Raw genomic sequence first — 12,572 nt, 5'->3', positions numbered from 1 at the left:
GTCCGACCGACCGCCCCGGGCGGAGCGCTGCGGCGCCCCGCCCGGGGCTTCGCGACGACCCGGGAATACCGAGCCGCGCCCGGGTGCTAAGGTGGTTGAAAGTTGGACTACCTGGGATGTGGTGATCAGCATGCAGTTCGGAATCTTCTCCGTCGGCGACGTGACGACCGACCCCACCACCGGCCGCACCCCGAGCGAGCACGAGCGGATCAAGGCCATGGTGGCCATCGCCCGCAAGGCCGAGGAGGTCGGCCTGGACGTCTTCGCCATGGGCGAGCACCACAACCCGCCCTTCGTCCCGTCCTCGCCGACGACCATGCTCGGCTACATCGCCGCGCAGACCGACCGCATCATCCTGTCCACCTCCACCACGCTGATCACCACCAACGACCCGGTCAAGATCGCCGAGGACTACGCGATGCTCCAGCACCTGGCCGAGGGCCGGGTGGACGTCATGATGGGCCGCGGCAACACCGGCCCGGTCTACCCGTGGTTCGGCAAGGACATCCGCCAGGGCATCCCGCTCGCGATCGAGAACTACGCGCTGCTGCACCAGCTGTGGCGCGAGGACGTGGTGGACTGGCAGGGCCGCTTCCGCACCCCGCTCCAGGGCTTCACCGCCACCCCGCGCCCGCTCGACGGCGTCCCGCCGTTCGTCTGGCACGGCTCGATCCGCAGCCCCGAGATCGCCGAGCAGGCCGCCTACTACGGCGACGGCTTCTTCGCGAACAACATCTTCTGGCCCAAGGAGCACTTCCGGAAGCTGATCAACCTCTACCGCGAGCGCTTCGCCCACTACGGCCACGGCACCCCGGAGCAGGCGATCGTCGGCCTCGGCGGGCAGGTGTTCATGCGCAAGAACTCCCAGGACGCGGTACGCGAGTTCCGCCCGTACTTCGACAACGCGCCGGTGTACGGCCACGGGCCCTCGCTGGAGGAGTTCACCGAGCAGACCCCGCTGACCGTCGGAAGCCCCCAGGAGGTCATCGAGAAGACGCTGGCCTTCCGCGAGACCTTCGGCGACTACCAGCGCCAGCTGTTCCTCATGGACCACGCCGGCCTGCCGCTGAAGACGGTGCTGGAGCAGCTGGACCTGCTCGGCGAGGAGGTCGTGCCGGTGCTGCGCGAGGAGTTCGCCAAGGGCCGCCCGGCCGAGGTACCGGACGGGCCGACCCACGCCGCGCTGGTCGCGGCCCGCGCGGAGCAGGAGAACGAGATGACGGAGGTGGCCAAGTGACCGCGTACAAGCTGGTGGTGGTGAGCGCCGGGCTGAGCAAGCCGTCCTCGACCCGACTGCTGGCGGACCGGCTCGCCGACTCGACCGTGCGCCGACTCGCCCCGGAGGGGCGGGAGGTGGAGGTCACCGTGGTCGAACTGCGGGACCTGGCCGTGGAGATCGCCAACAACTTCGTCACCGGCTTCCCCGGCGCCGGGCTGCGCGCGGCGATCGAGGCGGTGACGGAGGCGGACGCCCTGATCGCGGTGACGCCGGTCTTCAAGGCCTCGTACAGCGGCCTGTTCAAGTCCTTCTTCGACGTGCTCGACGACGACGTGCTCACCGGCAAACCGGTACTGATCGCCGCCACCGGCGGTACCCCCCGGCACTCGCTCGTCCTGGAACACGCCGTTCGCCCACTGTTCGGCTACCTGCGCGCGGTGGTGCTGCCGACCGCCGTCTACGCGGCCACCGACGACTGGGGCGCGGCGGGGGACAAGTACGCCGACGGGCTGCCGCGCCGGATCGACCGGGCGGCCGGCGAACTGGCGGCCCTGCTGGCCGGGCGGGCCCCGGCGTCGCCGGCGCTGCCCGACCAGGTGGTGCCGTTCGCCGAGCAACTGGCGGCCCTGCGGGTGTGACCCCGGGGCCGGAGGGCCGATCGAGGGCCGATCGAGGGCCGATCGAGGGGCGGGCGCTCAAGGAAGCGCGCCCGCCCCTCGGCGTACCCGGCGTGGGAGGCACTCTCCCGGGCCGCATACCGTGCCGATATGCCCGCTCTGGGGTGTAATCGTACGGATGACCAGGCCCGGAGACCGGAGCGCGCCCATGCCGTCCGCATCACCCCCGCCCACCCCGCAGCCCGTCCTCGCGCCGCTCACCGCGGCGGCGGTCTTCCTGGTCCTCACCGTCGAACCCGGCCGCGAATCCGCCGTCCGCGCACTGCTGCCCGACCTCGCCGGGCTGCGCCGCGCCGTCGGCTTCCGGGCCCCCGAAGGCGGCCTCACCTGCGTCACCGGCATCGGCTCCGACCTCTGGGACCGGCTCTTCGCCGGCCCCCGCCCGGCCGCCCTGCACCCCTTCCAGGAGGTGGCCGGCCCCCGCCACCGCGCCCCGGCCACCCCCGGCGACCTGCTGCTGCACCTGCGGGCGGAGCGGATGGACCTCTGCTTCGAACTGGCCGCGCAGCTCACCGAACGGCTTGCCGGGGCGGCCGCCGTCGTCGACTCCGTCCAAGGCTTCAAATACTTCGACGACCGGGACCTGCTCGGTTTCGTCGACGGCACCGAAAACCCGGAGGGCCGGGCCGCCGAGAACGCGGCCCTGATCGGCGCGGAGGACCCGGCGTTCAGCGGCGGCAGCTACGTCATGGTGCAGCGGTACGTGCACGACATGGACAAGTGGAACGCGCTCAGCGTCGAGCAGCAGGAGGGGGCGGTCGGCCGCACCAAGCTCACCGACATCGAGCTGGCCGACGACGTCAAACCCGCCGACTCGCACGTGGCGCTCACCGTGATCACCGGCCCGGACGGCGAGGAGCGGAAGATCGTCCGGTTCAACATGCCGTACGGCACCTTCGGCGACGCGGGCCGCGGCGGCGAGGCCGGCACCTACTTCATCGGCTACGCGGCGGACCCGGGGGTGACCGAGGAGATGCTGCGCAACATGTTCGTCGGCAACCCGCCCGGCACCACCGACCGGCTGCTCGACTTCTCCACCGCCGTCACCGGCGGGCTGTTCTTCGTCCCGACCGCCGACTTCCTGGACTCCCTGCCGCCGGTGCCCTCCGGCGCTTGCGCCCCCGCCGTCACTTCCAAGGACGGCTCGCTCGGCATCGGCAGCCTCAAGCAGACCACCTGAACAGGACCGCTCCCATGGACAACCTCCACCGCGACCTCGCCCCGATCTCCGCCGCCGCGTGGGAGGAGATCGAGGAGGAGGCCCGTCAGACCTTCAAGCTCCACATCGCCGGCCGCCGGGTGGTCGACCTCACCGGTCCCGAGGGTGCCACCCTCGCCGCCGTCGGCACCGGCCACCTGACCGGCATCGACCCCCCGGCAGACGGCGTCCAGGCCCGCGCCCGCGCCGCCCAACCGGTGGTCGAACTCCGGGTGCCCTTCACCGTCCGCCGCGACGCCGTGGACGACGTCGAACGCGGGTCCCGCGACTCCGACTGGCAGCCGGTCAAGGACTCGGCCCGTCGCCTGGCCCTCGCCGAGGACCGCGCCATCTTCGAGGGCTATCCCGCCGCGGGGATCGAGGGCATCCGCGCGGCCTCCACCAACCCCCCGGTCCAACTCCCCAGCGACGTAAGGGATTACCCTGAGGCGGTCAGCAAAGCACTCACCGCTCTGCGTCTCGGAGGAGTCGGAGGTCCCTACTCACTCCTGCTCGGTGCCGCGGCCTTCACCGCCGTCAACGAAGCCTCGGACCACGGCGTCCCGGTCCACAACCACCTCGCCCGCCTGCTGGACGGTGAGATCATCTGGGCCCCGGCCATCGAAGGGGCCTATCTACTGTCCGCCCGAGGCGGAGACTTCGAGCTCTTCCTCGGGCAGGACGCCTCGGTGGGCTACCTCTCCCACGATGCCGAAACGATTCTCCTGTACTTGCAGGAGTCGATGTCGTTCAGGGTGTACACGGGAGAGGCTGCCGTCGTGCTACGCGGCTAGCACCAAATCGGCATCGAAATGACGGCCAAGGCTATGTGCATGAACATGCTCATCGTGTTCGTACTTTCTGGCTTGGATCGACATGAAGGCATCCCGGGGTGCGTCGATTCAACCAGACGCCGAGCTAGGCGCCAAACTCACTGCCTATGATCGAACGCCATTTCGATGGCGATCGCTGGAAGGTCAGTTCGATTTCAGATCCGCGAGCGCCGTGCGGATCCGCGCTGCCTCGTCGGAAATATCTACCCGCTCGGCCAGGGCGGCAGCTGCCGTCAGGTGTGCGAGGGCCGCAGTCGGATTTCCGAGCGCGGCCTCGCAGCAGCCGAGGCCGCGAAGGGCGCCAACCTCCTCGCGGGTGGCGTCAATGGAGCGGGCAAGGTCCAAGGCGGCGGCGTGCTGGTCGCGGGCCTTCTCGGGCTGGCAGGCGGCGAGCAGGGTCTCCCCGAGCCAGTTGCGGGCGTCGGCCTCGTGGCGGACGCTGCCGGCCTCTCGGAAGGTCGCCAGGGCTGATTGATGGAGCGAGAGCGCAAATTCGAGCTCTTCGGGGATCGTCAGTGTCGCCGCAAGGTTGGTGCGCACTATGGAAAGGTCGAGCTGTGACATGAAGTCGCCCCCGATCTCCAGAATTCGTTCGAACATGCCGCGTACTTTCGGATTCCGTCCGGAGCTGAGGTGGAGATCCCCGAGATTGTTGAGTATTCGGAATTCCAGAACCCTGTCGTTGAACTTTCGGGAAAGTGGCAGGGCGCTTTCGTAGGCGATGGTTGCTGCTTCCGAGTTTCCGGTGGACCGGTACAGAATTCCGATGTTGACGAGGCATCGGGCCATGTTCCACTGGTCGTTCTGTTTCTTGCGAATCGCCAGTACTTCTTGCTGGATGGCCAGAGCCTCGTGGTGTCGGGTTTGGTCCCATCTCAGGCGCCCGAGCAGGTTGAGCGCGTTCGCTGCCGCGTCCAGGTCGCCCTCTGCCTGGGCGAGGTCGAGCCCGCGTTCGAGGGCCTCGGTCGCCGGCTCGTAGTGCGAGGCGTTGGCGAGCGTCGCGCCCAGGTCGATCAGTGCCCGTGCCTCCTGCCGGTGGTTCGCCTGCGACCGCCAGTGCGTCGCGGCCGCCCGGTGCATGTCCTGCGCCTCGCGCCAGTAGGCCTCGGCCTCCAGGTGGCCGGCCAGGACGTGGGCGAGCCAGGCCCCGCCCTCCGCGAGCCCGATGTCGTGCGCGTGCGTGGTCAGGGCGATCAGGTTGGCGTGTTCGGTATCCAGCCAAGTCCGCGCGGATTCCGGTGAGTTCATCTCGATGGCACTCAACAGATCGGCCAGATTGCCGAGTTGTTGATCCTCCGGAAGCCCGGTTCTCGATCTATGGGGATAGAGCAGCCGGTCCGCCCGGTCGGCGGCGTGCAGGGAGAAGCGGATCAGTCGTTCGACCGCTGCTTCCCGTTGCCCCTGTTTCACTCCCAGGCTGACTGCGAACTCCCTGAGAAGATCATGCAGTTGATAGCGGTCCGGAGAGGTCTCGATGATCAGGTGGGCGTTCAACAGCGCCTCCAGTACCTCATCCGTTTCATCGATCTTCCATCCGAACAGAGCCGCAGCCGCGTGGACGCCGAAATCCGGTCCGGGATACAGGCCGAGCAGTCGGAAGGCCGATCGCTGTCTGGCGGAGAGGCACCGGTACGACAGCTCGAAGACCTGGGTGATGTTGATCGAGTTGATGCGGATCTCCGCGAGCCGACCGGGCCGGGAGAGGCGTCGGGCCAGATGGTCCAAGGTCCAGGACGGGCGGCCCTTGAAGCGGCTGGCGATGATCTCGACGGCGAGCGGCAGGTGGCCGCAGCGCTCGACGATCTTGATGATGCTCTCGATGTCCGTCGAGCGCTCGGGGCCGACCACGTTGGTGAACAGGGAGACGGCGTCGTCCACCGTCAGCACGTCCAGGAACACCGGCCGCGCACCCGGCAGGTCCGTGAGCCGCCGGCGGCTCGTCACGATCACCAGGGCGGTCGGGGCGGTCGGCAGCAGCGGCCGGACCTGCGCGGCGTTCGAGGCGTCGTCGAGCACGACGACGGCCCGGCGCGAGGACAGGGTCTCCACGCAGAGCGCGAACACCTCGTCGGCGTCGATCGGGATGGTGGTGGCGGGCACGCCCAGGCGCCGGAGCAACAGGGCGCCCGCGGCCTCCGAGGTCAGCGGCGGCTGATTGCCGACGTGGGCGCGCAGATTGAGGTGGACGTAGCCGTCCGGGAAGTGCTCGCGCATGAGGTCGGCCGCGTGCAGGGCGAGGGTGGTCTTGCCGACCCCGGGCATGCCGAGGATCGCCGAGACGGTGACCACGCCGCCTTGGGCGAGCCGGGCACCGGGGGCGGGCAGGACTCGGTGGAGGTCGTCCGCCCGGCCGATCAGGCGGGGGCGCCCGGGGGCCTCCGCCTGATCGGCGGCCGGGGGTGCGGGGTCCAGGGCGACCTCGGCCCGCTCCGGTGCGCCGGGAAGCGGCTCGCCGCGCAGGATGCACCGGTGGAGCCGGGTGAGGGTCTCGCCGGGCTCGGTGGCGAAGTGGGTGTGGAGCAGGCGGGCGACGGCCGGGTAGACGGCCAGTGCGTCGGTCGCTCGGCCGACGGCGTGGAGGGCGGTCATCAGATGGCCGGCGAGCCGCTCGTCGGTGGGGCGGTTCTCGCGCAGGGCGGTGAGCTCGGGGATCAGTTCGGCGAAGCGGCCGATGCGCAGATCGATCTCGATCCGACGCAGCGTGGTGGCGAAGTGCTGGTCGGCCATGGTGATGCGGGTGGTCTGGGCCCAGGCGCCGGGCAGGCCGGCCAGTGGTTCGCCGCACCACAGGCTGGAGGCGCGGCTGAGAACGGTTCTGGCCTGGTGGTCCTGTCCGTTCTCGGTGAGTAGTCCGGCTTGCTTGGAGAAGTCCAGATATTGCCACCAGTCGATCAGCTGGGGATCCGCCCGCAGAATGTACGTGTGCGATTGGGTGTCGATGGTGGGCGCGTCCCCGGTGCCATTCGTCCCCGAGGCCCGCGCTGCCCGTTCGAGTAGATCGCGTAGGCGGGAGACGTGGCTGTACAGGCTGGTCAGTGCGCTGGGCGGAGGGTCCTCGCCCCACAGTCGGTACGCGAGCGAGGCGTGGGAGAGCGGCTTCCCGACCTCCATGGCGAGGGCGGCCAGCAGCTGCCGCCGCTTGTCGGACCGAATCGCCAATGGCTCTCCGTTTACCGACAGTTCAACTGCACCGAGGAGATGGAACTTCACGCGACGCCCCCCGTCGGTCGACTGGCGACTTGCCGTGCCGCGGGTGAGCATCGCATGTGGCCGGGTCGATCGGCCATACCCAATGCGGGGTTCCGCTGCCACGTCTTTGGGGATAATCTCGACATGACGATACGTCATATGCTAGCGCCGCACCGATAATTCGTCCGAGGCTGGGGGAGCCAGTGGCAGGATCGAACGTGCTCGGCGGGTGCCCGTGAACAATGTCAATCTGCCCTGTGGAGTGGTGCGGAACTCGCTGGCCGGGGCCGCGACGGTGTCCGGTTCGGTGGTGCAGGCCGGTGAGATCCACGGCGGGTTGCACCTGTACGGCGCGCCGGCGCTGCCCACGCCGCGTCAACTCCCGCCATCTCCGCGTAAGTTGATCGGCCGGAAGGCGGACTTGGAGGCGCTGGACTCCTCCCTCGCCCCAGAGGCGGTGCCGGCCGACGTCACCGTGGTGGTGACCGGCCCCGCCGGGGTCGGGAAGACGGCGCTGGCCGCCCGGTGGCTGCGCGGAATGGCCGGTCGCTTCCCGGACGGTCAGCTCTACGCGGACCTGCGCGGCTATGCGCCCGAGGGCCCCGTCGACCCCGCGGAGGCCCTCGGCGGTTTCCTGCGGGCCTTCGGGATCTCGCCGGTGCCCGGAAGCCTGGCGGAGGGGGCCGCGCTCTGGCGCTCGCTGGCGGCGGAGCGCCGGATCGCGGTGCTGCTGGACAACGCCTCGACGGCCGCGCAGGTGAGACCGCTGCTGCCCGGCTCGGAGCACACGGTGGTCGTGGTGACCAGCCGCCGCCGGCTCACCGGGCTGGGCATCGACGGCGCCGTGTTCCGGCCGCTGAGCCCGCTCGCCACGGCGGACTCCGCCGAGATCCTCGCCGAACGGGTCGGCCGGAGCAGGGTGGCGGACGAGAGCGACGCCGCGGCCGAGGTGGTGAGCGCCTGCGGCGGGCTGCCGCTGGCGATCTGCCTGGCGGCCGCCAGGATCGCGGCCCGACCGGTCCAGTCGCTGGCCGCGACGGCCGAGATCCTGGGGCGCGGCACCGACCGCCTCGCGGCGCTGCGCGCGGACGGGGAGACGGTGCGGGGCCTGCTGGACGCCTCGTATGACGTGCTGGAGCCGGACGCGGCCCGGCTGTACGGGCTGCTCGGCCTGCTGCCGTTCGCCCGGTTCACCCTGGAGACGGCCGCCGTGGTGGCCGACGTGGACCTCGCCGCGGCCGACCGGCTGCTGGACGACCTGCTGGACGTCCACCTGCTGGAGGAGCTGGGGTCCGGCCGGTTCCGGTTCCACGACCTGGTCCGGCTGCACGCCCAAGGGCATGGCGCCGAGCTGGCCGACACCCCGCTCGGCCGTGCCGCCGTCGACCGGGTCGTCGACTGGTACCTCGCCTCGGCCACCGCCGCCGAGGCGGTCGTCTCCCCGAGTCACCGCACGCTCCCGCGCGACTACCGGTCCCAACCGGTTTATCCCGCAAGGGAGTTCACGGACGACACGCAGGCGCTCGGCTGGCTCGACGAGGAGCGCGACCGCCTCGCCGAGCTGCTCCGCTGGGCGCCGGCCCGCGATCGGTCCGCCGCCACCTGGCAACTCGCGGACGCCATGTGGCCGTTGTTCCTCCGGCTGCGTCCGGCCCGGCTCTGGGTCGAGGCCCACCGGATCGGCCTGCGCGCGGCCCGGGCGGACGGCGACCGGCACGGCGAGCTGCGCATGCTCACCTCCGGCGGGAACGGCCTGCGGAACGCCGGCGAGGCGGCCGAGGCCGCCGACTGGTTCCTCGAAGCCCTCGACCTCGCCCGGGAGTTGGCGCACCCGCTGGCGCAGGCCGACGCGCTGTACGGGCTCAGCCAGACCCACCGGATGGTCGGCCGCCTGGACGAGGCGGCCGACCGGCTGGGTGAGGTGGTGCGGATCCGGGAGGCCCAGGGCTACCTGCGGGGTTCGGCGCTCGCCCGGCTGGCGTTCGGGGAAGTGCTGCTGCTCGCGGACCGGGCCGCGGAGGCCGTCGAGCCGATCGAGCGGGCGCATCGCGAGCTGTCCTCGATCGAGGACGACTACGAGGCCGCCCGCGCGATCGCCTTCCTCGGGCAGGCGCACGCGGCGCTGGGCGCGTACGACGAGGCCGACCGCTGCCTCCGGGAGGCGCTCACCGGCTTCCGGGCCCGGCTGTCGGGGCACTGGGAGGCCCGGACGCTGGAGTTCGCCGGGCAGCTGGAGGAGCGGCGCGGCCGCCCCGACGCCGCCCGTGCCCGGTTCGAGGAGTCGCGCGACCGCTACCAGGCGCTCGGCGCGACGGCGGAGGCGGCCAGGCTGGCCGACCGCCTCGCCGCTTACGCCACGGGCCCGGACACCCCGGTCACCTCGGACCGCCCTGCCGACGACCCGGGGCCCTGAAACAGGCCCGCGGGAGCTCGGGGGAGTGCCGGCCGAGGACGTCCACCCGGGAGAGGCCGTCCACCCGGCCGAGGACGTCCACCCGGGAGAGTTCGGCCAGCCGCCGGCCGAACGCGAGCCAGGCGTGGGCCAGTGAGCCGAGGGCCAGCGGCGGAAGCGGGCCGCCGGAGGCCCCGGCCGGCCACAGCACCAGCGGTGCCCCGCTCCGGCCCAGCACCAGCACCCCGGTGCGGTGCTCGGCGGTGGCCACCGCACAGCCCGGGTGGGCGGCCAGGACCTCCCTGAGCCGGGCCAGGACGCCGCCCGCCGGCAGCCGCCCGGCGTGCAGCACGTCGGCCTGGTGGCGCCACCGCTTCGGCGGGGTCCGGGTGAGGTCGAGCGCGAGGTGCTCGTCCTCGAACCCGGGACCGGCCGGCCCGGCCCCGGCGGTCGGCTCCGCCGCCAACAGCCCGTGCAGGGTGCCGGGGAGGGAACTCACCCGGGCCTCGAACAGCGCCGCGGCCCATCGGACACCGGGCTCGGTCCCGGGGCCGGCGACCGGCGTCAGCCGCACCGTGTGCACCGCCGCGCTCATCCGGCCCGCCGTGACCCGGCCGCCGTGCCCGCGTCCAGCGGATCGGGCAGCGGAGCGGGCAAGGGGAGCGGTTCCGGATCCGGAGTGTGCGCCGGCTGGCCCAACCCCAGGACGCGGTACAGCAGTCGGCGGGCGTTCCGGTCGAAGCGGCCCGGCTCCGAGCTGATCCGGGCGGCGATGGCGGCGTACTCCTCCGGGCGGTACTGCTCGGCGGCGTAGGCGAGTTGGCCGACGAGCGGGTGCCCGGGGGCGAGCGCCGGCGCGGTGCCGGCCAGCTGGGCGGCCGGCGAGCGCGGGTTGACGTGGCGGTGCGGGTACTGGGCGAGCAGCACGGGGGCGCCGGTCATCGCGCCGTACAGGGTGACCGAGCCGTGGTCGCCGACGATGAAGTCGGCGGCGACCAGCAGTGGCCGCCAGTCCGTCTCGGGCGGGATGACCGTGACGGCCCCCCGCGCGGTGGCGCTCGCCCAGGAGCGGACCGCGTAGGAGCTGTGGGTGGCCGCGATGTTCGGGTGGGCCAGCAGGACCGTCCGGTAGCCGCGCCGGGGAAGTTCCGAGGTCAGCCGGGGCAGTACGGCGTCGAGCCGGCTGAAGAGCGAGCCGTCGCCCCAGGTGGAGGCGACCAGCACCAGCTTCTCCTCCGGCCGCAGCCCCAGCGCGGCCCGGTAGCGCTCCCGGTGCGGCAGCGCGGCGGCGATCCGGTCGTAGGAGGGGTCGCCGACCACCTCGGCGATCGGTACGGCCTCCGGGCAGCTGCGCCGGAGTTCGAGCAGTTCCTCCTCGTGGGCGAGCGCGAACGAGGCGGGGACGAGCCGCCCCTCCCAGTACAGGTAGTCCGGGCCGAGCCCGATGGCGTCCCGCTCGCCGTCCGGCGCGCTCCGCCGGGACAGCTTGATGTTGCCCGCGCCGTGCGGCAGCCGGACGATCGGTCCGCGCAGCTGCTCCATCCCCCGGGAGCCGGCCGCCAGGACCAGGTCGAACTCCTGCCGCACCGCCTGCTTCCACGGCAGTACGGTGCCGCCCAGCGCCTGGAGTACCTCCGCGGTGCCCCGGTTGAAGACGTGCGGTGCCACCGTGAACCGCACCTGGACCCGCAGGTCCGCGGCGAGCATCGAGTAGAAGTCGTGGAGCCGCTGCGCGTACACCATCGTCTGGGCGACGACCAGCACCTCCTTGCGGTCCCGCAGCGTCTCCCACGGCCCGTTGTCGCTCCAGGCCGTGCCGTCGCTCCCCCCGCGGGCCGGTGTGATGTCCTGTTCCCCGTGCACCAAGGTCATCCCTCTCCCCCTCCTTGATCCCAGGCCGGGGCCGGTGAAGGGCCCCGTGGCCGATGCTCCCCGGGCGGGCTGGCGGATTCCATGACGGGACCTGGCGGGGCTTGCGGAAACCTTGTGTCCGCTTTCGAACCGCTTCCGGCACCGCCGTTCAGGCGGGGAACCGGGAAGGGTACTGAGTTCCTTTACGAGGGGTACTGAGTGCCGTATTCTCTCGGTGGAGCCTCTGACGCCAGTCGAAGAGAGCCGACACGGTATCCCGGTCCAGGTGGTGCTCGTGGTGCGCTGGTCGCACCCGGGCGGGCTTGGCACTCAGTACCCCCGGCATGCCTGAGGCCATGGATCAAAGTGCATCCGTGCACCCGTGACAGGAGAACCGCTCATGAGCTTGAGGATCGTCGTCTGTGTGAAGTACGTGCCGGATGCGACGGGTGACCGTCGTTTCGCGGACGACCACACCACGGACCGGGAGGGCGTGGACGGCCTCCTGTCGGAGCTGGACGAGTACGGCGTGGAGCAGGCGCTGCGGATCGCGGAGGCGAACGAGGGCGCCGAGGTGACGGTGCTGACGGTGGGGCCGGACGACGCGAAGGACGCGTTGCGCAAGGCGCTGTCGATGGGTGCGGACAAGGCCGTGCACGTGAACGACGACGACATCCACGGTTCGGATGTGATCGGGACGTCGGCGATCCTGGCGAAGGCGCTGGAGCGGGTCGGGTTCGACCTGGTGATCGGTGGTATGGCGTCGACGGACGGGACGATGGGTGTGCTGCCGGCGCTGCTGGCGGAGCGTCTGGGTGTGCCGCAGGTGACGCTGCTGTCGGAGGTGTCGGTCGAGGGCGGTGTGGTGAAGGGCCGTCGGGACGGTGACGCGGCGACCGAGCTGGTCGAGGCTTCGCTGCCGGCCGTGGTCTCGGTGACGGACCAGTCGGGCGAGGCCCGTTACCCGTCGTTCAAGGGGATCATGGCGGCGAAGAAGAAGCCGGTGCAGTCGCTGGACCTGGACGACCTGGGCATCGAGGCGGACGAGGTCGGCCTGGCGGGCTCGTGGACGGCGGTGGAGTCGGTGGCGGCGCGTCCGGCGCGTACCGCGGGCACGGTCGTCAAGGACGAGGGCGAGGGCGGCAAGCAGCTCGCCGGCTTCCTCGCCGACCAGAAGTTCATCTAGAAGGCGGCCTCGCCGACCAGAAGTTCA

At 71.5% G+C, this 12,572-nt stretch carries 9 protein-coding genes; 6 read left to right on the top strand and 3 right to left on the bottom strand.

Annotation, left to right across the window (positions count from 1 at the left end):
* Positions 1-130 precede the first annotated feature (130 nt).
* The 4 genes from QWJ13_RS03575 to QWJ13_RS03560 all read left to right on the top strand — a co-directional run bounded on the left by QWJ13_RS03575 (position 131) and on the right by QWJ13_RS03560 (position 3,888).
* On the top strand, positions 131-1,237 hold the full coding sequence (locus QWJ13_RS03575) for an LLM class flavin-dependent oxidoreductase (RefSeq protein ID WP_316520404.1): 1,107 nt from the start codon (positions 131-133) through the stop codon (positions 1,235-1,237).
* Positions 1,234-1,857 (top strand): FMN reductase, encoded by a 624-nt coding sequence (locus tag QWJ13_RS03570; protein WP_316520403.1) that lies wholly within the window; start codon positions 1,234-1,236, stop codon positions 1,855-1,857. The genes QWJ13_RS03575 and QWJ13_RS03570 overlap by 4 nt, the downstream gene beginning before the upstream one ends.
* Positions 1,858-2,044: 187 nt before the next feature.
* Positions 2,045-3,076, top strand: coding sequence for a Dyp-type peroxidase (locus tag QWJ13_RS03565; protein ID WP_316520401.1), 1,032 nt, complete (start codon positions 2,045-2,047; stop codon positions 3,074-3,076).
* Between the two features lie 14 nt (positions 3,077-3,090).
* Entirely contained in the window at positions 3,091-3,888 is a 798-nt protein-coding gene (locus QWJ13_RS03560; protein ID WP_316520400.1) for a family 1 encapsulin nanocompartment shell protein, read from the top strand.
* Between the two features lie 183 nt (positions 3,889-4,071).
* Here the strand turns inward: QWJ13_RS03560 and QWJ13_RS03555 are convergent, their stop codons facing one another.
* On the bottom strand, positions 4,072-7,137 hold the full coding sequence (locus QWJ13_RS03555) for an AfsR/SARP family transcriptional regulator (protein ID WP_316520399.1): 3,066 nt from the start codon (positions 7,135-7,137) through the stop codon (positions 4,072-4,074).
* A 214-nt stretch (positions 7,138-7,351) separates the two neighbouring features.
* Here QWJ13_RS03555 and QWJ13_RS03550 point away from each other — a divergent pair, with 214 nt between their 5' ends.
* Positions 7,352-9,529, top strand: coding sequence for an ATP-binding protein (locus tag QWJ13_RS03550; RefSeq protein WP_316520398.1), 2,178 nt, complete (start codon positions 7,352-7,354; stop codon positions 9,527-9,529).
* On the opposite strand, the gene QWJ13_RS03545 is transcribed toward QWJ13_RS03550, so the two are convergent.
* Both QWJ13_RS03545 and QWJ13_RS03540 read right to left on the bottom strand, forming a co-directional pair.
* Entirely contained in the window at positions 9,492-10,103 is a 612-nt protein-coding gene (locus QWJ13_RS03545; protein ID WP_316520397.1) for a hypothetical protein, read from the bottom strand. The two genes, QWJ13_RS03550 and QWJ13_RS03545, sit on opposite strands and share 38 nt — an antisense overlap.
* Entirely contained in the window at positions 10,100-11,380 is a 1,281-nt protein-coding gene (locus tag QWJ13_RS03540; protein ID WP_316520396.1) for a hypothetical protein, read from the bottom strand. The genes QWJ13_RS03545 and QWJ13_RS03540 overlap by 4 nt, the downstream gene beginning before the upstream one ends.
* Positions 11,381-11,759: 379 nt before the next feature.
* Here QWJ13_RS03540 and QWJ13_RS03535 point away from each other — a divergent pair, with 379 nt between their 5' ends.
* Positions 11,760-12,545, top strand: coding sequence for an electron transfer flavoprotein subunit beta/FixA family protein (locus QWJ13_RS03535; RefSeq protein ID WP_316520395.1), 786 nt, complete (start codon positions 11,760-11,762; stop codon positions 12,543-12,545).
* The last annotated feature ends 27 nt before the right edge of the window (positions 12,546-12,572 follow it).

Source organism: Kitasatospora brasiliensis, from assembly GCF_032654805.1.
Lineage (GTDB): Bacteria > Actinomycetota > Actinomycetes > Streptomycetales > Streptomycetaceae > Kitasatospora > Kitasatospora brasiliensis.
Note: the sequence above shows the minus strand (reverse complement) of the source record. Positions and strands in the feature narration are given on the sequence as shown.

Coding starts and splice junctions, on each gene's coding strand:
- QWJ13_RS03575 (WP_316520404.1), top strand. CDS start 131: ATGCAGTTCGGAATCTTCTCCGTCGGCGACGTGACGACCGACCCCACC.
- QWJ13_RS03565 (WP_316520401.1), top strand. CDS start 2,045: ATGCCGTCCGCATCACCCCCGCCCACCCCGCAGCCCGTCCTCGCGCCG.
- QWJ13_RS03560 (WP_316520400.1), top strand. CDS start 3,091: ATGGACAACCTCCACCGCGACCTCGCCCCGATCTCCGCCGCCGCGTGG.
- QWJ13_RS03545 (WP_316520397.1), bottom strand. CDS start 10,103: ATGAGCGCGGCGGTGCACACGGTGCGGCTGACGCCGGTCGCCGGCCCC.
- QWJ13_RS03540 (WP_316520396.1), bottom strand. CDS start 11,380: ATGACCTTGGTGCACGGGGAACAGGACATCACACCGGCCCGCGGGGGG.
- QWJ13_RS03535 (WP_316520395.1), top strand. CDS start 11,760: ATGAGCTTGAGGATCGTCGTCTGTGTGAAGTACGTGCCGGATGCGACG.